Below are 24,910 nucleotides of genomic sequence, written 5' to 3' on the forward strand. Positions count from 1 at the left end.
AGCTTCGAATCCTATGCAGGATCAACTGCCGGGAAACGAACAATGACTTCTGTCCCTGCTCCCTTTTCACTTCTGAATTGAATCTTACCATTCATAACCTCAATAATTCGAAACGTGACCATCAAGCCCAGTCCCGTTCCCTTTGTCTTATTTGAAAAGTAAGGTTCTCCAAGGCGTGCCAGAACTTCTTCATCCATGCCTTCACCGTCATCCTTAATATGAATGCATATTTCTCCCTTCTCTTCGTATGCCCATGCTTGAATCTCTCCTTCTCCATGCAACGATTCTATGCTGTTCTTGATAATATTGATAAAGGCTTGCTTAAACTTAGAGGAGTTTCCCCTGATATTTAAATCCTTTGGAATTTGTACGGATATTCTGCCCCCTTGTAAATTAGCCATCGGAACTAGAATGCCCTCAATATGGATAAACTCATTCAGCACGTTCAATGTGGTAACTTTACCCACCTCAGGCTTGGCAAAGGTGAGAAAATCGGTAATGATATTAGAGGCTCGATCAAGCTCCTCCAACGCCATACTCAGGTAGACCTTGTCTGCTGTATTTTGCTTGGCTACGAGCAATTGAAGGAAGCCGCGCGTAACCTGCAGTGGATTCCGTACCTCATGAGCCACAGAAGCAGCGAGCTCGCTAATGATCTCCATTTTTTCAGAGCGCTGCAGCTCGTTATTAAACATTTCCAATTGTTTTGAATACTCAACTACCTGATCATGATTCTTGGCGAATCGCTTCCCTAAAATGATAATCAGCGCAATTAAAAAGCACACGATTCCCCATTTCCATAAGAAGAGCTCATAATAAGTTTGCTTGAAAAAGAACCAGATAATTTCCCCTAATCCCAAGCCTGAGAATATCGCAAACCCGATGGAAAAAATCACGGCTTCCTGATTGCCGCGGATAGTATAGATGGTAGAGACAACAATCATTAGGATGAACTGCAAAATCATGAATAAGCCGAGCAATGTCACCGAAAAAAATTCGTATAATCCATCTGTTTTTCCGTTGTTTCCTAGATTTATGAATAGAAGGATAGAGCAAAGTACGGAATAACCCACCTGAAACCTTCCATACCTTGCAATAATCGACTTAAATCCTCTGCCAAAGATGGTCTCAAAGAAAAGTGTAAAGGAAGGTAGCAGGATAAATAAGGATAGGTCAAATAAAGCAACATAAATATTCCCGAAAACTCCATACAATGAGTAAAGAAACGGGGAGTATGTAAGCACCATAGTTCCGCCGGATAGAATAACAAGACACAACGATAACCATCCAGCCATATTTTCGTTTTTAAGAAACAGAGCGCAGATCAACATTATAGCCGCGACAAAAATTAAGGCACTGCCTATAATGAAATCCACAATATTATTCTTGATGTATAATTTTTGGAGATTCTTATAATCTCCAACCAGGACATTTCCTTGCGGGCCTATCCGCTTTATAGAATCAATTCCCATATAGATGATATCCCGGTCTCCATTACGGTCCAGAGGAAGTAAAATTGTATTAACGCTATATCTGTAGTCTCTTTGAGACTCATAAATTAATTCATCGTTTATCTTAACAACAATATGACTGCCATATACCTTTTCAAATAAAATGGCAGGTGACCGCGATGTAATCGGGGGGGCATCTATTCTTACCCATTGCCCCTGTTTCCCCTGAGGGCGCTCTGGAGTTGGCTCATTAGCTTCAACTCGTTCCCAGGCCTGGGATGCCTCCAACTCTTTAGTGCTCATATCCGGATCGAATTCATCAGTCCAAGTCATTTGCCATTCAGGAATAACCTGCTGATCAATATTATTTCCTGCAGAAAATTCAAGTGATACTGCACACAAAACGACGATGCCAAGTATCACGAAGATCGAAAATACCTTTAGAAACCCCTTCATTCCAGCACCCCTGCCAAAATTATTATGCATTCCTCTTACTTCGATAATATGATCAAAAATACCTTTATCAACTTCAATAATATGGTAAAATTACGAGGTTTTATAGCTTTTATACAACAAAATTATTTTACCTTTAATGGAATATTAAATCCATGAATAGTTTTATCGATAAAAAATCTACCTTGCCAAAATAAGAGAGAGCCTTTCAACCTGATGCGTTGAAAGACTCTCTGATTTATCGGCAGATGATACCGAATTTAAACACTTAAGCCAGTTCTGCTGTAATGGATTCTACCAAGCCATTACGCACAGCTTCAGCCAAAGTACCTGTAATGGCGTTACCGTCGATCTGAATCTGCTGTCCATCTCTCTTCACGACCGTCATCCTGCAGATCACAGCTGCGTTTCCGCCGAAAGTATCACGACGATCCGGATTACGATACGTGACTAATGTGCTTCCCAGGAAGGTAAAGGATACTTCTCCCTGATCATCAAAGAGCCATCCCGGCAATGCAGGATTCAACTGCAACTGCAATTCTCCGTCAGCCATACGGAAAATATGCTTCCCGGCCATCATCATCACCCACATGCTGAGGAATTCAGCGGTCGAACCGCTGAGTCTGGCGACGAATCCTCTGCCATGAACCTCCGGATCCGGGTTGACGCTTGACGCGATAAAGGAGGAGTTCTCCAGGGTGCTGCGACCATACACTGCCGGATCCAGGAACGGGATCAGCGATGTTTTCATCTCCGCGAAGAAGGCTTCCTTCAAGCCATTCTTAAGCAAGGAGAGCAAATACTTGTAGCTCATATGCAAGAAGATGGATTCCCGCTCCAGCCAGCCCGGCGTAAACGCGCGAATGCGGCCGATCTCATGAGTCTCTTCATCAAGGCTCACCGAGGTCTTGTACATGCTAAGCTTCTTGTCGAACAGGTCACTGCTGCGAATCACTTCATAGGCTCTTTGAGCCTCTTCCGGATCCTCAATCGTCTTCATCCAGCGTGCCGGTCCTTCCAGGAAGTACGGCAACGGCCGAACCGCAAACTTCTTCACGGTAGCCTTAGGCAGACCGTATCCGCTGATCTCCGCTTCTCCCTGCGCATTCAGTACCGGTTCAAATTCCATGGCTTCAAAGGCAAAATAGGTCGGTGTCAGGCCGTTGCCCAGCTTAACCGCCTCGGCAATACCCTGATTCACTTTGCCCAGCATCTTCAGAACCGCGTCCTCCAGCTCTGACAGGCTCAGCTTGCGCTCCACTCCGCTGATGCCAAAGCGAATCCGATCCCGGTAAGCCTCGCGGGCTAATGATGTCTGATCCCAATAGGCGAAGGAGTCCAGCTTGCCGTCCAAGTGGCTGCCGAGCAGTTCTTTCACTTGATCGAACAAATCGGCGATTTCCTCCGGAACGTCTGCCGTATATGCTCCGTACTCCCGGACGACCTCCAGCACAAATTTCAGCATCCGCTTCAATTCGAACGTCTCGCTCATGCCCGATCCGAACAATCCAGGCAAACCGTTCATCGCATCGTTCCAGCCCGGCTTGTTGCCTTCCATTTCAATTCCCATGCCGAAAGGATCCAGCGTTGCAAACTTGACAAGGGACAGCGACAGCACCTTCACGAACAGGTTGGTCTGATACACCTCTCCGCTGCCGTGCGCCGTCTTCAGCCAGTTCGTGCCCTTAGGTGAAATGCCAAGCCTCTGCAGCTTCTCCTCATCATGCACCAATGAACCATATTGGCGCACCTGCCCGTGATTCAGCACATATTTTTCGCTGCGCGGCAATACTCTCGCCGGACTGTCAAAGAAGGTGTAGTCAGCCTCTTCAAATAACAGCTCCGCCTTACGATCAGGAAAAATATCCAGATAGCTGTCAATCAGATCCATATTGTACGTCCAGTGGTCCGACCAGTACCCTTCGCCGAAGTTAGCCTCAATATTTTGCTTGGCCAGTGAGAACACGCCCGTGAGGAATTGCTCTTCGCTCACATTCAGTCCTACTCCATGGCTGGCAATATAAGAAATCAGCTTGCCAGGCGTGAATTTAGCGTGACATAGCGCTGCCAATTCCTCACGATGATTCTGAACAGCCTTGTCCAGCCAGGCGGACAGTTCGCCGGAACGCTCCTTCTCGACCTGGAAGCTCGTGCCTTCAACTCCCAGCGGGTTATAGCCGTCTGCCTGCATCAGACTAAAGAATGTCTTGATATTGAACGTGCCCACTCTCGGATTAAAGTAAATATCGCTGCGGCGGTTTTGGTTGGCATCGCGGAAGTTGCCGTTCCCCTGCGAGTAATACTCCGGCGCAATGGAGAAGAAATTATAATCCCGCTCAAGATCCCCGTGCTTTCTGGAATAGAGATGGATCACAAAGCCTTCCTTCCCATTCTCAAAAATAAACGGATAGCCCCCGCGCAAGAAATTATCGAGATAATTCTGCTTGCAGTAGGCATCGAAATGCGGCATCGAGGTCTTGGTAGCAATATCGGCCGTCAGGTTCTCAGTCAGTTCCCGGGCTTCCGCGAGCTTCTGCTCCACATAAGCCGGCGAGGAAATATGCCGGGCTTTTTCATTCAGGCGCTCCACACTGTCAAAGTGGCCGATCAGGGTGTATACCTGCTTCGTCTCCCCCGCGGCCAGGTCAGCTGTAATTGCAGAGAATCCGCAAGGGACCTTGTTCTTGCAATACTGCGGTTTCTCAAGCAACTCCTGGATTGATGAATCAGCAAATCCGTCGGGATAGGCGAGCGAAGTGTTCGCTCCAAATACCAATTCAAAGTCTGCAATAGGCGAGAAGCGTCTTCCTTCTTCGTCAAATGACAGGTAAAAATGACCGCTGCGCACTTCACTGACTTCCGCTTCGTCATGCGTACTGGAACGGTTGCGGTAATAGGGGATGCCCTCCTCCAGATTATCGACTTCCATCCAGCTGCGAAGCAGGTTGCCGATCTCCTTGTAGCCGGAGTTCTCCACACCGAACGGCAAGATCTCAGGCAGACCATCGAGCATTTCCAGACTGATCGCCTCGCCGGAAATATTGGTCAGTTCTACTTTACGAACCAGTGCGGCGTAATCATCATTCGGGATGTGGAAATAAGTAACCTTGATCTGCAGTCCCTTCGCTTCATTGCGCTCCTCGATCACGAATTCATTCGCCGAAATGCGCATCGTCCGCTTGGCAGAGGCATCGGGATAAGCGTTCTGAAACGGCTCGTAAATCAATTCCTGATCCTTAAGCTTCACAAACGTCCGGAAGCCCTGCATGGATACCGATTGATAAGTGATGTTGGCAGGCGAAAATTCCATGATCGGACTGTTCTTGTCCCGGATTCCGAAGCTGCATACGCCTTGACCGCGGTTTACATAGAAGGTCCACATCGGTATGCCCTTGAGTCCGGCAAGGCCCGGCAGGAAGCTCGAGAACGGCTTCGCTTTATCAAACTGCTCAATCACAAATGTTTCTTTTTCAAAACCGTATTTTGGCATGGGATTCATCTCCTTATGGTTTAATAAGATAGGTTGCAATCGAATGAGCGGACAGGTGATCGGATACGGAATCGGCACCCAGCTCCAAAGTAAAGTCTTGCCCCGCATCTCCTTCGTTCTGGACAACAACTGCAATGCTTCCGTCCTCATTTTTGAAGGCAGTCATGTATAGATTCGTAATGTCCGATTCCAGGCCGATCCGAACCGCTCCGGGACGAATGTACTTGCTGAAATGGCCGATGTAGTAATACGAGCTATTATAATGAACCGTATCCGTAGTCGTATCAGCGATAATCGGAGCATCACACAAATTGTTCACATGATTCGGCCCGCCCGTCTCATCCAGCACCAGATTCCAGTCCAGATATCCTTCGGTCCAGTTGTTCAAATCACCGATGATGTTGCGTCCGTAGCGTTCGCCGGTGAACCATTCGCCCAGCTTGACGCCGCCCTCCTGGCAGCCTTCTGTAAAGAGCAGATGCTTGTCGGGGAACAGCTCATGAACCTTGCCCACTTCCTCAAAGGCTTCGCTGACATACCAGTGGAAGCCGGTGCCCCATACATACTTGGCTGCTTCCGGATCAGACAGCACAGCAGAGGCGCGTTCCACGATCAGATCCCGGTTATGGTCCCAGATCAGAATGTTCACGTCTGCCAGTCCTTCGCGATGCATCGTCGGGCCAAGATGATCTCGAACGAAATCCCGCTCCTCTTCCCCGCTATAAATACAGGAATCCCAGGTCTGTACAGCCGCCGGTTCATTTTGCACCGTAATCGCCCAGATAGGCACCCCTTCTTCACGGAAGGCCTTAATGAATTTAGTATAATAAAGCGCCCAGGCTTCTCTGAATTCCGGCTTTAACTGGCCGCCATGATTCATTTCTCCATTCGTCTTCATCCAGGCGGGCGGGCTCCAGGGAGAAGCCAGCATCGTAATGTCTTGGCCGGCAGCCTTAGCAGCATCATGGATGAGCGGCAGCACCCATTTCCGCTCGCGGGAAATATCAAAGGTCTTGAGCTCGGCATCATTGTCTTCCACATACGTATAATTGCCCAAAGCAAAATCACAGCTATGAATATGCACACGGCCAATCGTATAGCCGAGGCCTTGTTCGAGATCGAAATATTTGGAGATGACCTCGGCTCTCTTCTCTGGACTGATCCGGGAGAGTGTGTAGGCCGTTGCCTCCGTAAAAGCGCCTCCAAAACCAACAATGGATTGATACGTCCGGGCAGGATCCAGCTTAATGTGAGCTTGGCCCTCTGCGGAATTAACTCCGGCTGCCAATTCGCCTTGATAGGCCAGCCGTTCTCCGGAATCCCGGGAGGTTAGCACTTTCGTCCACTTCGCCATGCAAGAATCGCTCCTTTTTCATTTTTCGAAACCGGTTTCGACTTTACCGAAAAAATAATATATGCTGTAAATTTATTCAATGGCTCGGCAAGAGTCTCTGGCAACAAGCTCTACCGGGATCACTTCCGAAGAGATCGTCGTACCGCCTTCTATTGAATAGATTAACATGTCGGCTGCCTTATTGCCAAGGGCATGGGTGTTCTGGCGAATCGTTGTTAAAGAAGGGGTCAGAAAGCCGGCCATAGCAATGTCATCAAAGCCGATGATAGATATATCCCCGGGGATGCTCAGGCCATGGTCCTTAATCGCCTGCATTGCGCCAATGGCCAGATTATCCCCGGCAGCAAATACCGCCGTCGGAGAATCAACCGCTTGAAGCAGCTGTTCCATCGCAATTTTTCCGCTCTCAATCGTATAGTCATAGCTTCCTTGTATGATGTGTTCCTCACAAATAGGAAGTCGGAGCTCCTGCATTGCTTGAAGGTAGCCTTGCATACGCTTGACACCGGCAAAAGTGTTGCCCCCGCCGATGTGGCCGATCTTGCGATGACCAAGATCATACAAATATTGAACAGCACGAATCGAGCCGTCCAGATTATCGGAATAGACCGTCCCTTTGATCTCTGACTCCTGATCAAGCAATACCATGGGAACATCCGAATCCAGCAGCTCTGTAAAGTCCGGATCACTGTAATCCGGCAGAATACCGACTACTCCATCCACACCGCGAATTTTGCAATGCTCCAGATATCCGCTCTTTTTGCCGCCAATATCCTTGGAGATGAACATTAAATCATATCCGCGCGAGGTCGCGACCTTTTTGAAGCCTTCAATAACCCCTGCAAAATAAGGGTGCAGCATGCCAATGCCCGAGGACTCGTTATAGAGTATCCCAATCGTCCAGGAGCGCTTCGTGGTGAGCGAGCGGGCATGTGCATTCGGCAAATAGCCAAGCTGCTCCGCGGCCTCCAGAATTTTACGGCGAGTCTTCAGGCTGACGTCCGGGTAGTCATTGAACACCTTGGATACGGTGGTTGGAGAAAATCCGGTTAATTTGGCAATATCATAAATCGTGATCACTTGGTCAAGCCCTCCTGCAACAAGATCAACCTAAAACCGTCCGCGAGTTTATGTGTGACATTGTAGACGTCACGCTCCGCTAAGTCAATACTTTGTTTCACAGGCCTGAATCCCGTTTATTAAGTAGACAAACGGATGAAGACGAAGCAATGTGCTGATAAAACGGCTTCCACACTTTACACTCTGAAGGAGGAATTGCAATGTATGATCCGCACGAACGCAACGAGACAACCAATGTAGATGTAGAGCGCAAAGAGGTGCAGCACAGATCCGAGCCGAGCATGGTAGCAGCAACCTTCATCAAATATGCCGCCTACATCATTCTCTTCTTCGGCTTTTTATACTTTATCGTCAAGTACGTATTCCCTAAATTTTGAGTCTCCGCGCGTTGATTTTCCCGAATCAGGGCAAACTTCAACTAAAGCTGAAGCATCGCTTACACAAGGAGATGACAAATCATGCCTAATGAGGATTTTATGAAGGAAGAAAGCGACTTTACCTATGACCGTTACCTGATTCAACGCGATTACCGGCCTGAGAATGATATACCTGCGGATGATCTTCTGCCTCACGATACGCGAATTACGCAAGGAATCAGCGAGTCTGACGAAGGTGACAACGAGGACTACACTGCGCTGGACGATACAGCTCTGCCCAATGTGCCCGACGCGGATGCGGTTCAGCCGGGAAGTCCCGTTGACGGGAGTGCGCCGGACCCGGATGCGATGCCAGGGATTGACCTGCTGAACGGCTTCGATGGTGATGAGAACTCTTAATCAACAAAGCTGCGTTTGAGGGGGCAACGTGTGAAGATCATTTCACACGTTGCCCCCTCAACGCAGCTATTTTTAGCGAATCAGCCCGGTATACTTCATCTTCACATCCGCCTTGACTTGAAATTCAAGCTCCGGATAGAGCTCCTTCCACTGCTGAACCTCCTGCTCATTATTCCAATTTCTTGAGAAATAGCGGAGCCCCCATCCCAGCGGATCTACCCCCAAGCCTTGAAATTTTTGACACAGAGCCTTGATATCCTTCTCCCACTGCTCATTTGCCGCACGGGATACCTCGCGTAATACCGGTCCTGTAACGGGGATTCCTTCATCGTTCATTTCAATCGTTCCACTTCCGCTCACTTTATAACTAACCGTAGCCTTTCCAGCTTTGGCAGGGTTAATTTTATATTCTGATTTCGAGGATTCCAGATAATAATCATAAGCATTCCCTTCTGCCGTGACTCGGAAGCTGGTAATCAGATTTTTGGTAGCCAACAGATTGAACAGTCGGGTCTCATCAGGTGTCAGCGTACCCACCATCTTGGATTTGTTGAATACAGCCAGCTTGTTCACGACAAGCATATCCGGGTCCTGGGTATGCACAACTGGCATGATTGGATCAATCCCGCGCTCTGTCATCTTCCTGGCCAGGTCAAATGAGTATACCGTATGGACAAACGGCGATTCACTGCCATCCTTGCTTAGGGACAGAATCAGGGCATTGCCCGGCACCCTTTCCGTTTTCGGTTGCATTTGGATCACTTCCTTGGCATTGGGAACCCCAACTGCACAGTACATAATCAATTGAAGGTCACGCCGACGGGTCGTCCAGTCCAGCACTGCAGCGATATTCTCCTTGGCTAAGGCCTGCCCGTACACAACAACCTTGCAGTGGCTGAAGTCCAGCTCCTTATCAATTTTAGATTTCATTAGCCGTACGGCCTCTGGAATGCTGGGAGCCAATTGCGTAATCATAATGGACTCCTGAGTGCGAGCGGTGGGATCTCCTTCCGGCAAAGCGGTCTTTAAAGTAACTTCATAAAGATGCTTGGTCTCCGGGTCCTCGGGACGATCCACGCCAATCGCGAGGACAAAGGAACGCTTGTCAATATCCTTGAACTGACATCCGCTCAATAGCGAGACCAGCAAGCCTATCACGCATAGCTTAGCCCACAGGCTTCTTTTCATCTTCTTGCACTTCTCCTTTTTTTCCATACCAGAAATATCAACAACAGGATCAGGGGCATTTCCGCGAAAAACCGAAAGTTTAAAAACCACTGACCTGCCTGAGCCAATTGAACTTGGTTGAGCTCCTCGACCAAATAGACCATGACCGCAGAGAGCATAAAGAGAATTATGGCTTGGATCCACTGACTCTTTCTCGTCTTTTTACCTGTACCCTTCTCTCCGTCCTCGGACTCCCCTTTACCTTCCTTTCCGTTGAAGCAGCCCTTGAACAGCTCCAATCCAACATGCCAGTAAATCACTACCGTAACAAGCGACATACTGAGATAGGTAATGTAAAACAAATACAGAACCCGTTCAACAACAAACGTCTCCATTCGTAAAGAATCCGCAGTTGAGAACCAGCTATAGACATGATCCTCTACTCCGATCGTACCGTGATACCCAATCGGCACAAGCAGAGTAATCAACAGAACGAGAAGTCCTGATACCGGAACCAGCCAGAAATGGCGCAGCTCGAGCTTTAGATTCTGAAAGCTGCGATTGAAAATCGCCAGATTTACATATCCGGTAAACGCGAAGCTGGCTCCGGCAACCGTAACCAGCTTAGGCTTGGTCCATAAATAGGTAAATACCTGCATAACCGAGTCCCAATTAAAGGCGGGATTGATCAAGGCCTTGACTAAAATGAACACCATTGCAGGCAAACACAGCATGAGTACAGTCTCTGTTGCATACAAAATGGAGGTTGTCTTAATACGACTGGCTCCGACCACCAGAATCAAAAAACCTGTCATGACAGCTCTCCCCCGTATATCCGGGCTGATGAAGCGAATCGTGATATCTACGAAGGACAACAGCAGAATACATCCCGCAATAAACCAAAAGATAGAGTATAAGATGAGGAGAGGAGCCGCTGCAGCCTTGGGTAAATAAGTATTGAAAATTTCCGGAAAGCCCTGTCCCTCAAACTGGATAATCAGGCGGGTGAAAATATACATTGTTAAGGTGCAGTAAGCAACCGCAAGCAGAATCGACCAGAATACGCCGTCGAACCTGGTGAGAATAAGAACTCTCGGTACAAGATTGATAATATTGATAACCATACTGATCATAAACAGATAATAGTAGTACCTACGACTTACCATGCTGGTGCCCTACCTTCTCCTTGGATTCCCACAATGTTAGTCTGAAGTAGGGTTTGCCGAAGCTGCGGACATCGGACAAGTACATAATGATTCCGACCACAGAGATCATAACGCCTACTATTCCGAAGAGCATCGCCGTCAGAACAATAATGTACTTGATCACACGGATCGTGTAACCCATCATACTCAGCGGAATCACGAAGTTGGAGATTGCAACGGCGGATACGAGAATGATCATAATATTACTAACAAGCCCTGCCTGGGTAGCTGCCTGTCCCAGAATCAGCCCACCTACAGTGGTTGCGGTCGGGCCAATCGCTTTGGGCAGGCGCAAGCTTGCTTCGGTAAGAAATTCCATCATCAGCAGCATAAAAAGGACCTCCATAAAGGATGGATACGGAACGGCCGCACGGCTGCCTGCAATTAGAAGAACAAGTTGGGATTTTAATATTTCGGGATTGTAAGAGGCAAAGGTGACGTATAACCCGGGCAAGGTCAAGGTTATAAACAATCCGACGTATCGAATCAGCTTCAAGAACTGGCTGACAAGAGGAATTTGTATTTTATCATCCATCGCCGAGAAGAAATCAGTGAATACTGCTGGAGCAATAATGGCAAAGCCAGTCGTATCCATCAGAATGGCAACCTTTCCTTCTGTCAGGTTGAGTACAACCCGGTCCGGACGCTCTGTCACGACCATATTGGGAAAAATCCTGAACCGGTGAGGACTTATATATTTCTCTAATTCTCCGGCAGATTGCAAGATATCGATTTTAACCTTTTTCAGCCGGTCTTTTACTTGTTGGAGTACGCTCGAATCCACCCGCTTCTGATCATAGACGATCGCGATAGCCGTTCTGGACAGGCTCCCCAGCGTCATCGTCTCAACCTTCAATTCTGAAGTCTGATACCTGCGGCGAATTAGATTCAGATTCGTCTCAATACTCTCACTGAAGGCCTCGCGAGGTCCTTGAACAATCGCTTCATTTATCGCTTCTCCGACACCGCCGGACTCCACCTTCACCGAGTTAAACAAATAACTGTTAGGGCCGATACTGACTAAGGTATAGCCCTCTAAAATTCCTTCAATCAGTTTCTGCAGATCATCCGCTTTACCTGTTCCGGGAAAGGTTGCTATATACGCTTCATAGGCTTCCACATCATCCATCTCATAACTGGGAACTACTACATATTGGTACACCAGGTTCGAGTTAGTCACACTCTTCAAATATTGAAGCTGAATTTGTGAGGATGCGCCCAGCGTGATCTCCTCGTAGTCCGATTGCTCGGCCAGCTTCTCTCTCAGCCAGTTTGCAGCATTGCTCGCCCGATGAGTCGTCATTCCCGCAGCCTCCTACATTCATCTGTACATGCCACTATTTTGCCAAATGACCCCACATTCATACATAACGACAAAAAAGCGATACAGGGAATCCTCCCTATACCGCCAGTTTCCAGTTCCATTTCATATTGCAACTGATTCTTCAGCATACCCGGTTCCGGCCCTCCGATTTGGCACGATAGAGCGCCTGGTCTGCCTTGTCAATCAGATCATGCTCCGGAACATCCGGATATGTCGCGCTGCCCGCAGAAATCGTCACCTTAAGCTCTGAGCCGTCCGGCAATAAGAATGGGTTAGACTCCACATTTTGCCGCAGACGCTCTGCAATGCCAAGGACTTTATCCGCTGCGCAATGATCCACAATGACCGCAAATTCCTCCCCGCCCTTCCGGGCAATATGATCGCCGGGCCGGAAGGTGTCCCTTAACACATCCGCCAATTGCGCCAGAACCGCATCTCCTGCGGAATGGCCATACGTATCATTTACCTTCTTGAAATGATCGATATCAATCATAACCAGTGAAAATGGCGTATTATACCGCTTGGAGGACAGTATTTTCTGCTCCATCATAAATTCGAAGGCTCTCAGGTTGGACAATCCCGTCAAGAAATCACGGTTTGCCGCTTCGCGCATAATTCTCAAGGAATCATCCGATTTGCGCAAATATTGAAGCATCATGAAAGTAAACAGGCCGGAAATCAGATAAAGGGGAGTAAACATTCCGATGGTAATCCAAAGCCTTTCCTGAAAAATAACATAGATAAGAATGACACTGGAGCATGCAGAGCACGCCAGCGCCCACCCCCATCTGGGAAAAGACAATTTCCGGCGCTGGATCAGCAGAATGCTGAAGAGGAAGGTGATCAGAATATTTACAGCCCCCAATATGGAAGCAAGATGTAACCCATTTAGGAAAAACAACCGGTAAATCAGAATCAGAACAGCAGAAATCAAACCGGAGAGCCATCCTCCCATATAGACAGACACGAGAATAGGAAGCTGACGAAAGTCAACATAGGCCGTTTGGCCGCTATAAAACCCGGAGTACATCAGGATAATCCCGAATACACCCAGAATAAAGCCAAGTAATACTTCAGTCTCCCATTCCTTCTTGGGATACTTCTGCTGCCATATTCCCCATACAATGTTTCCAAAGAACAAAAACGTCGTCAAAATCGTAAAGTTATAAAACAAGCTTTCAAGCATATTACGTTCCCTCTCAATACAAAAGACCTTACCATCAGCAAGGAAATAATACACAAAGCATAACATATCAAACGCCATAATTCGACAATTTAAAATAATTTTCGACATTCAATGACATCAGGAGATATTTGTGGATGATTCCGCTTTTTGTAAGGCTAATGTATAATGTCCGATAGTAAGCTAAGGGGGTTTGTCCTATGGAAGAATCGCTGATTCCTCCCGATCAGGAGCCGGTGGAGATCTGCCTGCTGGCAGGAAAAATCATGCTGCAGAGCGGTGCAGAGACTTATCGGGTTGAAGATACAATGACCCGACTTGCGACTTCGCTCGGCCTGCCCGGGTCGCAAAGCTATGTAACTCCAACCGGGATTGTGTTTCAGTCCGGAGAGATGCAATGGGCCAAATTGATCAGAATTGTCGAAAGAACCACGGACCTGGAAAAGGTAGCTGCTGTGAATAATATCTCACGACAGCTAGGCAATGGTACCCTTTCTCCGGAAGCTGCATATCAGCAATTAGTTCGGATTGATACGTCCAGGCATGCTTATCCGCTGCCATTGCAAATAGTTGCCGCTGCTATAGCCAGCGGCTGCTTCACATTTATGTTCGGAGGAGTCGGGAAGGATCTCCTTCCCGGCATTCTATGCGGAGGACTGGGATTTGCAGCCTTTCTATGGCTTCATCGGCTGGTTCGGGTCAAATTTTTTGCAGAGTTCACAGCCTCATTAATGATCGGAATCGTCGCTTATCTGTTGGTTCAGATCCATTTGGGAACAGCCTTGGACAAGATTATCATCGGATCCGTGATGCCCCTTGTTCCGGGGCTGTTGATTACGAATGCCGTGCGTGATTTGATGGCAGGACACCTGGTTTCCGGCTTATCCCGAGGCGCAGAAGCCTTTCTCACCGCCTTTGCCATCGGTGCGGGGATCGCGGTTGTATTCACGGTCCTCTGAATATTATTCAGAATCTGGAGGAAGAAGAATGAGTCTAGTGCTGCATAGTCTAGCCAGCTTTGTTGCCGCTGCGGCCTTCGGTATTCTATTCAATGCCCCGAAGCGTACGCTGCTTCAATGCGGGATATCCGGGATGTTGGGATGGGCAGCCTACTACCTGCTTACCGCTCCCTTCAATGCGATCTTTGCTACCGTTAGCGCCACCTTTATAGTAGGATTGGTCAGCCTAATCTTTGCACGAGTCTATAAGGAGCCTGTCATCTTATTCAGCGTATCCGGGATTATTCCTTTGGTTCCCGGCGGACTTGCTTATGATGCCATGCGCAACTTTGTGGAGAATCAATATGATATCGCCGTTCAATTAGCGGCGCAAGCGTTCCTTATCTCCGGTTCTATTGCGATCGGACTGATTCTATCCGAAGTGATGAATCAGATTGCAAAGAGCATTCCAATCAGACGTGCTCCCCGTCTTTGATTGATTCAGGGATGCTGGTTCGGGTAGTTAATTACTGAACCTATAACCATCCGGAATCAGGAAGGGAGAGCTGGCTATGAAGCAAGTTCGTTTGAAGGATCAAGTCGCTGCCGTCACCGGAGGAGGCTCCGGGATCGGCAGGGCGGCAGCAATAAGGTTTGCCCAGCAGGGGGCCAAGGTCTATATGCTTGACCGGACGCCAGAGGAAGCGGAAGAAACGCGGAAGCAGATTGTGGATGCCGGCGGTGAGGCGAAAGTCATTCCTTGCGATATCTCCAAGCCGGAAATGATTGAGCAGGCGTTCGCCCGAATTGCTGAAGAATCCGGCTCTGTTCAGGTCGTATTCGCCAATGCCGGGATCAATGGCACCATGGCTCCGATCGAGTCCATGAAGATCGAGGATTGGGACCAAACGATGGATATCAATTTGCGCGGAACGTTCGCTACCGTGAAATATGCAATTCCGCATATGAAAGAGCACGGCGGAAGTATTATCATCACAAGCTCTATCAACGGGAACCGAGTCTTTTCCAACACTGGATTTTCCGCCTATGCTTCGACTAAAGCAGCTCAAGTCGCTTTCATGAAGATGGCTGCGCTCGAACTGGCCCAGTACGGGATTCGCGTTAATGCGATTTGTCCCGGAGCAATAGAGACTAATATCAGTGACAATACTTATCCAGCAGAGGATATGGAGGAGATTAAAATTCCCGTGGAATTTCCCGAGGGGAGCCAGCCGCTGGAGAAAGGCCCCGGCAAGCCCGAGCAAGTAGCTAATCTGGCCCTGTTCCTTGCCTCGGATGAATCATTTCATATTACCGGAACAGAAGTATATATCGATGGCGCGGAGTCTCTCCTTCGCGGATAAATAAGAGGTACCATCAAAAGCGGCGATGCCATGATTCTTTCCGGCTCCGCCGCTTTTTGCTTGAATCCGGAGATCTCTTTGCATAAACTTCCCTCCCCATCACATAATACCTAAAAATTGCTGTGGAGGGGATAGCCATGTCCATGCTCCAATTCATCAGTAAGTGGGTGCAGGCCAAAAACAAAAAAAACGATCATAGCGACAGTCCGCAGGGCTCTCCACAAGCCCCGGGCCCCCTTACTTTACGGAATGTTCAAGAGGAATTTAAGGATTGCAGCGACCTGACTCACTACACCATGCCCGAGCTCCGGGCAGATTTGCTGTTCTTCGCTCATCAATTGGACGCCCAGGCGTATGAAAGGGATGTTCTTCGTCCTTTGCTGAATATCAAAAGGGAGGAATTGGAGCAATTGCTCCGGCGCTCGCAATTCATTGCTGTCGAGGATGTTGTCCATACCGTTCACGGAATTCTGAATGGTTACGTGGCTCTCTTTCTTCCTCAGGGGGTGTATCTGGTGGATGCTTATGGCCCGGAGAAAAGGTCCATCGAGCAATCCGAATCGGAAAGCGCCATCAACGGTCCGCACGATGCTTTCAATGAATCGCTCGGTACCAACTTGGGACTGATCCGCTCCAGATTAAAAAGCAACCGGTTGAAGGTACTCCAATATACGGCTGGTGAACTCTCCAAGACCAAAATTTGTGTGCTCTACATAGACGGAATAGCTGACATGGAATACGTCCGGGAAATGGAGGAGCGGATTAAAGCCATTGAGTTCAGTTCATTATACGACGGAACGATGCTGACTCAGCTTATCGATGATTTTCCAAACGCTCTGTTTCCATTGTTCCAAACCTCGGAGCGGACGGATATCGCAGTATCCAAGCTGAATGAGGGGAAGCTTGTGTTAATCGAGGAGCATAGTCCCTCGGTGATTATCGCCCCCTCCTCCTTTTTTGAGTTCTTTACCACGCCGGATGATTATTATAATCGGTGGGTAGTAGGATCGGCTTTACGGGTTCTTCGCTACATAGCGTTTCTTATTACCATATGCTTGACGCCTTTATATGTCGCAATCACAACCTATCACTATGAGATGATTCCCGAGAATCTGCTTATTTCCTTGACCGAATCCAGATCCCGCGTCCCGTTCCCTCCCATCATCGAAGCTTTACTGATGGAAGGAACCATCGAAATGCTGCGGGAGGCAGGGGCGCGTCTTCCGACCAAGATTGGACAAACCATCGGTATCGTTGGCGGTATCGTGATTGGTACGGCAGCCGTGCAAGCCGGGTTCACGAGCAATATTCTGATCATTTCTGTAGCCATGTCAGCCATTGCTTCCTTCGTGGTTCCCAGCTATATCATGAGCGGCTCCCTCCGGCTTGTCCGGTTTGGTCTGCTGATTCTGTCAGGTATGCTGGGGAACTTCGGTTTTTGCGCAGGCATCGCCCTGATTATTATCCATTTAGCCAAATTAACAAGTCTGGGCGCGCCTTATACAATACCGGCCGCACCTGTCAAGCTCCGGGACTGGAACGATATCTTTATTCGCGGTCCGTTCTGGGCATTGAACAGACGCCCCTCCCAGACGCGTTCCACGAATGTTAGCCTGAATAAGATGAAGAAATAGGTGATCCCGTTGGCACAAGAAAAGCTTCATCGTTTTTCCATAGCCATGTTGATTTTCAATACCCAGGCAGGCGTCGTGCAGTTCACCCTTCCCAGGACGATTGCCACTTATTTCGGAACCAACGGTTGGATCATCCTGATCCTGGTCTACCTGATCGTCGCGCTTAACATCATGCTGATCAACGCAGTATACCGTCTGGGTAAAGGGAAGTCTTTATTTGATATTTTACAGGGGGGACTGCCGCGCTTCATGCTTATTCCGGTGTATCTGGCTGCGGGAAGTCTCTTTGCCCTGATCGGATGCCTTGTCGTCAAGCAGTACGTGCTGATCTACCAAATGATCATCTTCCCCTCCACCTCGGACTTGATGCTAAAGATATTTGTTGATATCTTGATTTTTCTGTTTGTCACCAAAGGAATCTACAACATGTCCAAAGCCAACCTCCTGATGGTATTCATACTCCTGGCAATCGTTCCCTCAGGCTTTATGTTACTGGGCGACTTTGACCTGCTTCGCCTTTCTCCCTATGTGTTCAAAGAGGGCCGTGACTGGCTGAAGGGATTTGCAAGTGTGTACGCGGCATTCATGGGGTACGAGTTATCGATCCTCCTGTTTCCCTATGCGGAGAACAACAATAAGTGGCTTAAGTATGTCCATCTTGGCAACAGCATCTCGCTGCTCATCTATTTGTTTGTTGCCTTACTGTGCTACGGATTCTTCAATTATCACGAGTTAAAATATTTATCTTTTCCGCTTCTGGACATGTTTGGCTATATGCAATTTCCCTTTGTCGAGCGCATTCAGAATTTTATCTTCAGCCTGTTCCTGTTTAGTATCATTGTAACCTCAGGCATGTACTTCTGGTCGAGCCAGCAAATGTATTCGGCCGTCTTACCCAAAGCCCCCTGGAAACTGCTGCTTTTCCTGATCATGACCTTGGCTATAGGGGTCTCCTACATTCCAAAGTCGCTGATTATCGTTGAACAATGGTTCGATGTACTTAGTCTGTTTGAGATTGGGGCAGCCATTGGATTACCGCTGCTGGCCTTATTAGCAATCCTGATTCAGAAAGGGAGGAGTAAACGTCATGCATCGTAGGGTACGGATCGGCGTGCTCGTGCTAATGTTCCTTACCGTAGCGACAGGATGCAGCAAGGACAATAATATCCTGGAGCGGGCAGGTTATGTCCGGACGGTGGGCTTTGATGCGGAAAAGGGCGACATGATTCGGGTCACTGTCAATATTCCTATCATTATTGCGGAAGCGAGTAAGACGCAGCAGCAAGAGGAGATTTTCTCCAAAATCGTGCGAAGCAGCAAGGAAGCACGAATTCTAATGCAACGAAAAACCAGTCGTAAAATGGTTAGTGGGCAAATCAATACGATTCTGTTCAATGAGGAACTGTCCAGAAGAGGGTTGTGGAGTCATATGGACACCCTGCTTCGGGATTTCACCATATCCAAGCGGACAGAAATCGCAGTTGTGGAGGGCGCAGCGCGTGATATTATCGAGACGCATTTGCCCGGTCACTCCCGAACGAACCAATATATTGACCGGCTGCTGAAAAAAGAGTTTGAAAATCAGACGCTCCCCCATGTGCTGCTGCATCATTTTTGCCGGGACTACTTCGATGAAGGACGCGACCCGATCACTCCGGTTCTCACGAGGTCCGACAAAGACCTTGAGGTCAACGGCATCGCCCTCTTCAAGAAAGATCGCATGGTCGGCAAGCTGAACGCTTCGGATATTTTTTATTTCTCCATCATGTATCACGACCAGAACCGGGGAGAATTCACACTCGGTCTAAATCGCCCTGAACTGTACAGCATTTCATTTCACGCCATCAACAACTCCACCCGCAAAACCATCAGCAAAACGCCCGAAGGGAAATACCGGGTGGAGATTAAGATAGTTATTCACGGAGGAATAACAGAATACATCGGAAATCTGAAGATGAGCACATCTGAACGCGCCGAGCTGGAGCAAATTCTGAGCCGTCATATCGAAGAGGAATGCAACCGCATCGTAAAGAAGATGCAGCAGCTCGGAGTAGACAGCATCGGGATCGGACAGCATATACGAAATAAAGTCAGCTATAAAGAATGGAGAGCCTTCTATAAAGACAATTACATCCAGGATATGGATATCGTCGTTCATACAAGCTTCAAAGTTAAAAACTTCGGCAACTTCTTCTATTAATCGCTTGGATTAATACCAGCGCAGGAACGCCTCGGCAATCCTTGTGCCGGCAAGACCGTTAGGATGCGGATCAAATTCCGAGCTCATATACTGCCGCTGCAGCAGATGTTCATGCGGAGCGGGTTGGGACAGGACCTCCGCAATATCAAACACACGGTCCACACCGCTCAGGCTTAACCCGCGGATCCGTGCATTGACCGTGCGCCAGATCTGCTCCCGCTCCTCCACGAAGTTGAACGGTGGTACGGTGCATAAAATGATTTTTACATCAGGATTATGGTTCTTCAAACGATAGATTATATCCTGAAGATCGGAGAGCAGCTGTTCGGCGGTACGGCAGCCAATATCGATATCATTGACCCCCAAGCAGAGTACAATCTTGTCTTTTCCCTGCTTTGCCTTTCTTAGCCAAGCCGTATCCGTTGCAGCATCATAGGCTCTCGCCCAGCCGGAGCCAAGATTCCATACCCCGCAAGCGGGGCCGAGTTGATTCGCGATTTTTGCGACCCAATAGTCATATCCATCCTGAGCCGTGCGTACGCCCTGCGTGATGGAATCGCCAAAGAACACCAGCTCCTGTACGGTATCCTTCTCATAACCAATCCAGGAGGGCAGCACGAGCAGGTTGTCCGATTTGCGAAATCCATCCTCATTCGGCTGAGCCGCCCGGAAGCCTGGGGCATCATAGGCTGTCACCAGCATCTGCTCTGTATTGTAAGGAATTGAAGCACCCGGTCCCGCAGAAAGGGTCCAGCTAAACATCAAATCATGCCCGTCGGGCAAGTAAATTTCAACAGGATCGCTATAGAACTGTTCTCCGGGAAGCACATCCCTCGTGCCCGTTCCTCCAAAGGTCAGATGTACCAGCGTTCCTTCATTGTAGCTGCAGTTGTGGTCTATTCCTCCATCTGCAATACAGGCAGCTTCAATACGCCATGCCCCGCCTTCGCGTCCAGCCCAGGCGATTGTTCCCTGCTCCCAAGTCGAATCCACGGTATTCGAGAAGCCGAAGCGCAGCTTCAATGTTCCTTGCTCCCGCAGCCGGATCACCGTGCGATAAGTGTGGGTAAAAGGCTCCTCACGCACCATAATAAAGTTGGACGTCGTAGCCACTACCGTAGCCGACGTATATCCGTTCAAGCTTTGCGATTGCTCCATAACCTCATATCCCTTCAATATTAATAGCAAAAATAATTAGAAGCGGTGCTTACGCGATTTCGGCCGTTCTTCTTGGATGCATAGAGCGCTTTGTCCGCCTCCGTAAAGATACTCTCCAATGGAGCGCCATCCAGACGTGACTCCGCCACGCCGAAGCTTGCCGTGATCCCAATCTCTCCGGCAGCACAGTTCAGAGGGACGCGTTCAATTTCCCGGCGAAGCTCCTCCGCACACAGAGCAGCCTCCCGCAAGTCCAGTCCAGGCAGAGCAGCCACGAACTCTTCTCCCCCATATCGGCCCAATATGTACTCGTTAGCGAGCCACTCCTTCAGGATTGAGGCGATATGCCGAAGTGCTAAGTCGCCAGTATCATGACCAAAGAGATCATTGATCCGCTTGAAATGATCGATATCAATCATCATTAAAGAGAATGGCCGATTATTTCGATTGGCCGCCTCCAGCTCTCTTTGGCTCTCTTGCATGAAATAAGTTCTGTTATATATATCGGTAAGCCCATCGTAAGTAGCCAGTCTGCGAAGCTCCTCCTCCAATCGCACTTGCTCGGTCACATCCAGGACTGTATATGTACGGCCTACAAACTGGCCTCTCCGGTTAATGACCGGTGAGGATTGAATTTTGTAATGGCAAGCCTCATGACCGATATTCCAGCCAACTTCCTTGATATGAGTCAGATTGGAATCCGGGTAGAACTCAAAGATTTCTTCATCAAAATCCTCAGTCAGTCGAATCTGGTTGACCGGTCTGGCGATACAAGCTGCCTGAAGCCCTGGAATCATCACTTCTGCCGCGGGATTATAATCGGCCAGGAAGCCTTGTGGATCAACAACTAATACCCCGTCCCGCATACTATCAAAGATATACTCCCTAGCCACCGGAGAGGCGACCAGCAAGCCGGAGGTTCGAATCGCCCACATATAAAAGAAAGAAGTGATCCACATAATCAGCGGTACCGGGTCCATTTGATAAGGGGTCAGACCCATTAAGTAGATAAATGCGGCTACCCACGGCAGGGCAAAGCCGATAAACAAAGCAATCAATTGGCTGCGGAGCACATTTTTACGGCGGTTCCAGTACCGGAGCAGCAAGAAAATTCCCGTCAGAATGCAACTCACCGTATAGCTGCCATGAACGATGTACCATTCACCCATATTCATATCCATCATCGGTGACGGCGCGTCTGGATTAAGATAGACGTCTTGGTAGAACAAATGATGATATTCATTGGTCAAGACGAAGAGAAAGGTTAGCGCCGGTATGACAAGCAGAAGCATAATATTCCGTCGAGTGACATACTTCTCCATTCCGACATAATACATAACTAGCGCCAAGCTCAAAGGCGAAATGAAGGGCATGCCAAGATACTCAAGTTTAACCCAGTACATAATCTCTTCCAGCGAGGTACTGGCAAGCTCCATAGAGAAACCAAACGAATAAATGGCCGAGCAGATTGAAATCCAGAAGAATAGTCTAATTCCCGAATAACGATTGCGATTGACATAGGAATAAATGGTCAGCAGCACGCTAAGCACGCCGGACAGAGCAGCCAGGACAATAAAGATGCTTACTGAAGAATTCACGATATTCTCTGACCCCAATTTCGCATTAAGATAATTATTCCTATCGTAGCATAGAGTATAAACCACAGAAAGAACTCATTTTATCCCCATGGGATATCTACTCGCGCTGCACGATTCCGCCCGAGTTGCTTGGCTCGATAGAGCGCCATATCACTCGTCGTATACAGCTCTTCCAACGGTATCTCCCGATCGGAGGGAACCGTGACAATTCCCATGCTGATCGTGCTTGCTTTAAGCCCGTAACGAATCTCCAGGGATTCCACTGAACGACGAACCTGTTCTGCGACGGCATCCGATTCCTCCACTCCCGCCTCCGGCAAAAGAATTGCGAACTCGTCTCCTCCGAATCTACCGAATAAACTTGAAGTCTCAAGAATGCTGCTGACAATGAAGGCGATATTCTCCAGAACCCGATCTCCGGCGTCATGTCCGTAACCATCATTGATCTGCTTGAAGTGATCGATATCCAGAAGAATAAAGCTGGCAGGACTCTTCCGGTCCTTTGCTTCCAATAGCTTTTGAGCCTTGAGGGTAAAGGATCTGCGGTTCAGGGCCCCTGTCAGATCATCGTAGCTTGCCAATTTTAACAATTGCCGATCTGCCCGCTCCTTTGACAGGAGAACAAAGCCCGTATTTCCTAGCATCATAATCAGATACAGAGTCAGGAAGGATAGATTCTGATAAAGCCCGGGCTCAAACATCGATACCGGAAACATCGGAACCAACGACAAGATTGTCCTGCACAGCAGACCTATTAAAATTACAAGATACATATAACCGGTGATCAGCCGCAGTGCCGACCTCCGCGGAAGGGCGATCATCCGGCGTACCGGAGGAATTAAAAAGACAGCGATTGACAAAGAAACTACCGTAATTCGGAGCCCTTCTGTGTTGTAAAAAACAAGGATGCCGCAATAGGCGAAAATTGATACAATTGTAAAATAATTATAGAAAAGGCGTGCGGTAGCGTCGAATCCACCGACTACCGTTAACAGCGCTTTGGTCTCCAAAGATACCCCAAGCAGCAATAAAATGTTGGCAAATGCAAGCAGCAGGATATGGTCAGTGATCGTCGGGACAGACATCAGGATCCATGTAGCCGCCTGAAGCCATTTCGCTGCATAAAACGTACTGACAGCCGGGTCCTTAACCTGCTTGTGCTTATAGGCGATAATCAGGATTACGGTACACAAGTGTCCCAGAACCAGCAGGATAAAGACAGTTTGCATATCCATTTGAATTCGCATAGGGTTCAGATCCATTTCTTCTTCATCTTATGTTGTCCAATTTAATGTTGGCCGGATAAGCCATTCGGCTTCAACCTTGCTCTGTATAATACCAGAAAAAGCCTGCTTTTTCGAATGGATTTTGAAAATACAAAAAGCGGCCCCGTCTGCTTTCAAGACAAGGCCGCTTCTGGTTAGAAACGTAGAATTACTATATATTATAAGGGGCAATCAGGACTGGACTGTTGCAGGCTTGCTTTGTCTGGAAATTACAAACAGCACCGTCCAGATCAACAGGAAGCCGACCGCTTGCGCCACAGTAATCTTTTCCTGAAATGCGAGCCAGTTCACAAGCACACCAACCATCGGGAAGCTTAATTCCGCAAGAGTAGCCACCGATGCTTTAGTCGTTGTCAGACCTTTATAATACACCAACAAGCTCAACAGTCCCGGCAATAATGCCTGCCCCAGCAGATTCAAGGAAAAGCCTGCAATTCCCGATGTACTGCTTGGAAAGCTCCATGCCACTCCTTCATTCCAGGTAATTGCGAGCAGCAGCGGAAGCGCCAAAATGAAGCGGAGTGCGGTCACGGTCTCATACTTCATCTGACCGACCATCAATCTCCCCATCACCGTCGAGCCGCCCCAAAATGCCGCAGCACCCAGCGATAACAGGCTGCCGACTTGAATGAACTCGTTCCAATGACCGAAAGGAATCGTAAAGCCGAATGTCAGAAAATACGTGCCGATGATGGCTACAGTGAGCAGAGACGAGAAATGCTTCGGCAGTGATTCCTTCAATAATAATCTGGCAAGAATGATTGCAAACAACGGCTGCATCTTCTGCAGCAGCAATACCGCGTTAAAATTGCCGCCCTCCAGGGCTTTCGTGAACAGGATTGTAGCGATGGCTGAGCCGCCCCAGGAGATGAACAGCAGGGCACCCGCTTGCTTCCATTTCAAGCCCAGCAGCTCCCGTCGGTTCTTCCACAGGATCGGTGCCGCAATGACCCCAATGATGGCATGCTCGAGCAGAACCAATTGAGCCGACGTAATATAATCTAGCAGAATGATCCGGAATAACGGATCCACACCCCAAAGGGCCGCTCCCAGCACAACCAGCCAGAATCCGCTCTTTGAACGCGAACCTGTTACGGTTAAAGGTGAACTTCCTTGCAGTCTTACACTTGATGCATTATCCATATTCCCTGCTCCTCTGTCTGAATATGGGGTCTCTCGCAGAAAACCCCCGACATTGACCTGAGTCAACATTCGGGGGCTGATCAAATAAGCATGGCAAAGCCCGCTA

General features: G+C 48.5%; 20 protein-coding genes. 8 read left to right on the top strand and 12 right to left on the bottom strand.

Annotated elements, in window-relative coordinates; translation table 11 throughout:
- Positions 1–11 precede the first annotated feature (11 nt).
- The 4 genes from KI362_RS13865 to KI362_RS13880 form a co-directional block, all read right to left on the bottom strand.
- Positions 12–1,907, bottom strand: coding sequence for a sensor histidine kinase (locus tag KI362_RS13865; RefSeq protein WP_301627820.1), 1,896 nt, complete (start codon positions 1,905–1,907; stop codon positions 12–14).
- Positions 1,908–2,172: 265 nt separating this feature from the next.
- Positions 2,173–5,394 (bottom strand): cellobiose phosphorylase, encoded by a 3,222-nt coding sequence (locus tag KI362_RS13870; protein WP_301627822.1) that lies wholly within the window; start codon positions 5,392–5,394, stop codon positions 2,173–2,175.
- A gap of 13 nt (positions 5,395–5,407) precedes the next feature.
- The gene (locus KI362_RS13875; protein ID WP_301627824.1) at positions 5,408–6,748 is read right to left on the bottom strand and encodes a glycoside hydrolase family 30 protein; all 1,341 of its coding nucleotides are present in this window, start codon (positions 6,746–6,748) and stop codon (positions 5,408–5,410) included.
- A 72-nt stretch (positions 6,749–6,820) separates the two neighbouring features.
- On the bottom strand, positions 6,821–7,828 hold the full coding sequence (locus KI362_RS13880) for a LacI family DNA-binding transcriptional regulator (protein ID WP_301627825.1): 1,008 nt from the start codon (positions 7,826–7,828) through the stop codon (positions 6,821–6,823).
- Between the two features lie 200 nt (positions 7,829–8,028).
- Between KI362_RS13880 and KI362_RS13885 the strand changes: the two genes are divergently transcribed.
- Both KI362_RS13885 and KI362_RS13890 read left to right on the top strand, forming a co-directional pair.
- Positions 8,029–8,205 (top strand): hypothetical protein, encoded by a 177-nt coding sequence (locus KI362_RS13885; protein ID WP_187375120.1) that lies wholly within the window; start codon positions 8,029–8,031, stop codon positions 8,203–8,205.
- Positions 8,206–8,286: 81 nt separating this feature from the next.
- Positions 8,287–8,604 (top strand): hypothetical protein, encoded by a 318-nt coding sequence (locus tag KI362_RS13890; protein ID WP_049894752.1) that lies wholly within the window; start codon positions 8,287–8,289, stop codon positions 8,602–8,604.
- Positions 8,605–8,676: 72 nt separating this feature from the next.
- On the opposite strand, the gene KI362_RS13895 is transcribed toward KI362_RS13890, so the two are convergent.
- The 4 genes from KI362_RS13895 to KI362_RS13910 form a co-directional block, all read right to left on the bottom strand.
- Positions 8,677–9,792: a Ger(x)C family spore germination protein gene (locus KI362_RS13895; RefSeq protein ID WP_301627830.1), complete on the bottom strand. Its 1,116-nt coding sequence runs from the start codon at positions 9,790–9,792 to the stop codon at positions 8,677–8,679.
- The gene (locus KI362_RS13900) at positions 9,789–10,937 is read right to left on the bottom strand and encodes a hypothetical protein (RefSeq protein WP_301627833.1); all 1,149 of its coding nucleotides are present in this window, start codon (positions 10,935–10,937) and stop codon (positions 9,789–9,791) included. The genes KI362_RS13895 and KI362_RS13900 overlap by 4 nt, the downstream gene beginning before the upstream one ends.
- Positions 10,924–12,279, bottom strand: a complete 1,356-nt coding sequence (locus KI362_RS13905; protein ID WP_301627836.1) for a spore germination protein — start codon at positions 12,277–12,279, stop codon at positions 10,924–10,926. Before KI362_RS13905 ends, KI362_RS13900 begins: the two co-directional genes overlap by 14 nt.
- A gap of 142 nt (positions 12,280–12,421) precedes the next feature.
- Positions 12,422–13,486 (bottom strand): diguanylate cyclase, encoded by a 1,065-nt coding sequence (locus tag KI362_RS13910; protein ID WP_301627837.1) that lies wholly within the window; start codon positions 13,484–13,486, stop codon positions 12,422–12,424.
- 197 nt (positions 13,487–13,683) lie between these two features.
- Between KI362_RS13910 and KI362_RS13915 the strand changes: the two genes are divergently transcribed.
- From KI362_RS13915 to KI362_RS13940, 6 genes are all read left to right on the top strand, one after another.
- Positions 13,684–14,442: a threonine/serine exporter family protein gene (locus KI362_RS13915; RefSeq protein WP_301627839.1), complete on the top strand. Its 759-nt coding sequence runs from the start codon at positions 13,684–13,686 to the stop codon at positions 14,440–14,442.
- Positions 14,443–14,470: 28 nt separating this feature from the next.
- Complete coding sequence (locus tag KI362_RS13920; protein ID WP_301627840.1) at positions 14,471–14,917, top strand: threonine/serine exporter family protein; 447 nt, start codon at positions 14,471–14,473, stop codon at positions 14,915–14,917.
- 76 nt (positions 14,918–14,993) lie between these two features.
- The gene (locus tag KI362_RS13925; RefSeq protein WP_301627842.1) at positions 14,994–15,785 is read left to right on the top strand and encodes an SDR family oxidoreductase; all 792 of its coding nucleotides are present in this window, start codon (positions 14,994–14,996) and stop codon (positions 15,783–15,785) included.
- A gap of 137 nt (positions 15,786–15,922) precedes the next feature.
- Positions 15,923–17,419, top strand: a complete 1,497-nt coding sequence (locus KI362_RS13930) for a spore germination protein (protein WP_301627844.1) — start codon at positions 15,923–15,925, stop codon at positions 17,417–17,419.
- On the top strand, positions 17,420–18,517 hold the full coding sequence (locus tag KI362_RS13935; protein WP_301627846.1) for a GerAB/ArcD/ProY family transporter: 1,098 nt from the start codon (positions 17,420–17,422) through the stop codon (positions 18,515–18,517).
- On the top strand, positions 18,507–19,619 hold the full coding sequence (locus KI362_RS13940; RefSeq protein WP_301627848.1) for a Ger(x)C family spore germination protein: 1,113 nt from the start codon (positions 18,507–18,509) through the stop codon (positions 19,617–19,619). Before KI362_RS13935 ends, KI362_RS13940 begins: the two co-directional genes overlap by 11 nt.
- A 9-nt stretch (positions 19,620–19,628) precedes the next feature.
- On the opposite strand, the gene KI362_RS13945 is transcribed toward KI362_RS13940, so the two are convergent.
- From KI362_RS13945 to KI362_RS13960, 4 genes are all read right to left on the bottom strand, one after another.
- Positions 19,629–20,807: an SGNH/GDSL hydrolase family protein gene (locus tag KI362_RS13945; protein ID WP_301627850.1), complete on the bottom strand. Its 1,179-nt coding sequence runs from the start codon at positions 20,805–20,807 to the stop codon at positions 19,629–19,631.
- On the bottom strand, positions 20,798–22,375 hold the full coding sequence (locus tag KI362_RS13950) for a histidine kinase N-terminal 7TM domain-containing diguanylate cyclase (RefSeq protein WP_301627853.1): 1,578 nt from the start codon (positions 22,373–22,375) through the stop codon (positions 20,798–20,800). The genes KI362_RS13945 and KI362_RS13950 overlap by 10 nt, the downstream gene beginning before the upstream one ends.
- A gap of 80 nt (positions 22,376–22,455) precedes the next feature.
- On the bottom strand, positions 22,456–23,610 hold the full coding sequence (locus KI362_RS13955) for a GGDEF domain-containing protein (RefSeq protein WP_301627854.1): 1,155 nt from the start codon (positions 23,608–23,610) through the stop codon (positions 22,456–22,458).
- Between the two features lie 222 nt (positions 23,611–23,832).
- On the bottom strand, positions 23,833–24,804 hold the full coding sequence (locus tag KI362_RS13960; RefSeq protein ID WP_044477317.1) for a DMT family transporter: 972 nt from the start codon (positions 24,802–24,804) through the stop codon (positions 23,833–23,835).
- Between the last annotated feature and the right edge of the window lie 106 nt (positions 24,805–24,910).

Origin of the sequence: Paenibacillus apis (genome assembly GCF_018333295.1) — a bacterium.
Classification (GTDB): Bacteria; Bacillota; Bacilli; order Paenibacillales; family Paenibacillaceae; genus Fontibacillus; species Fontibacillus antibioticophila.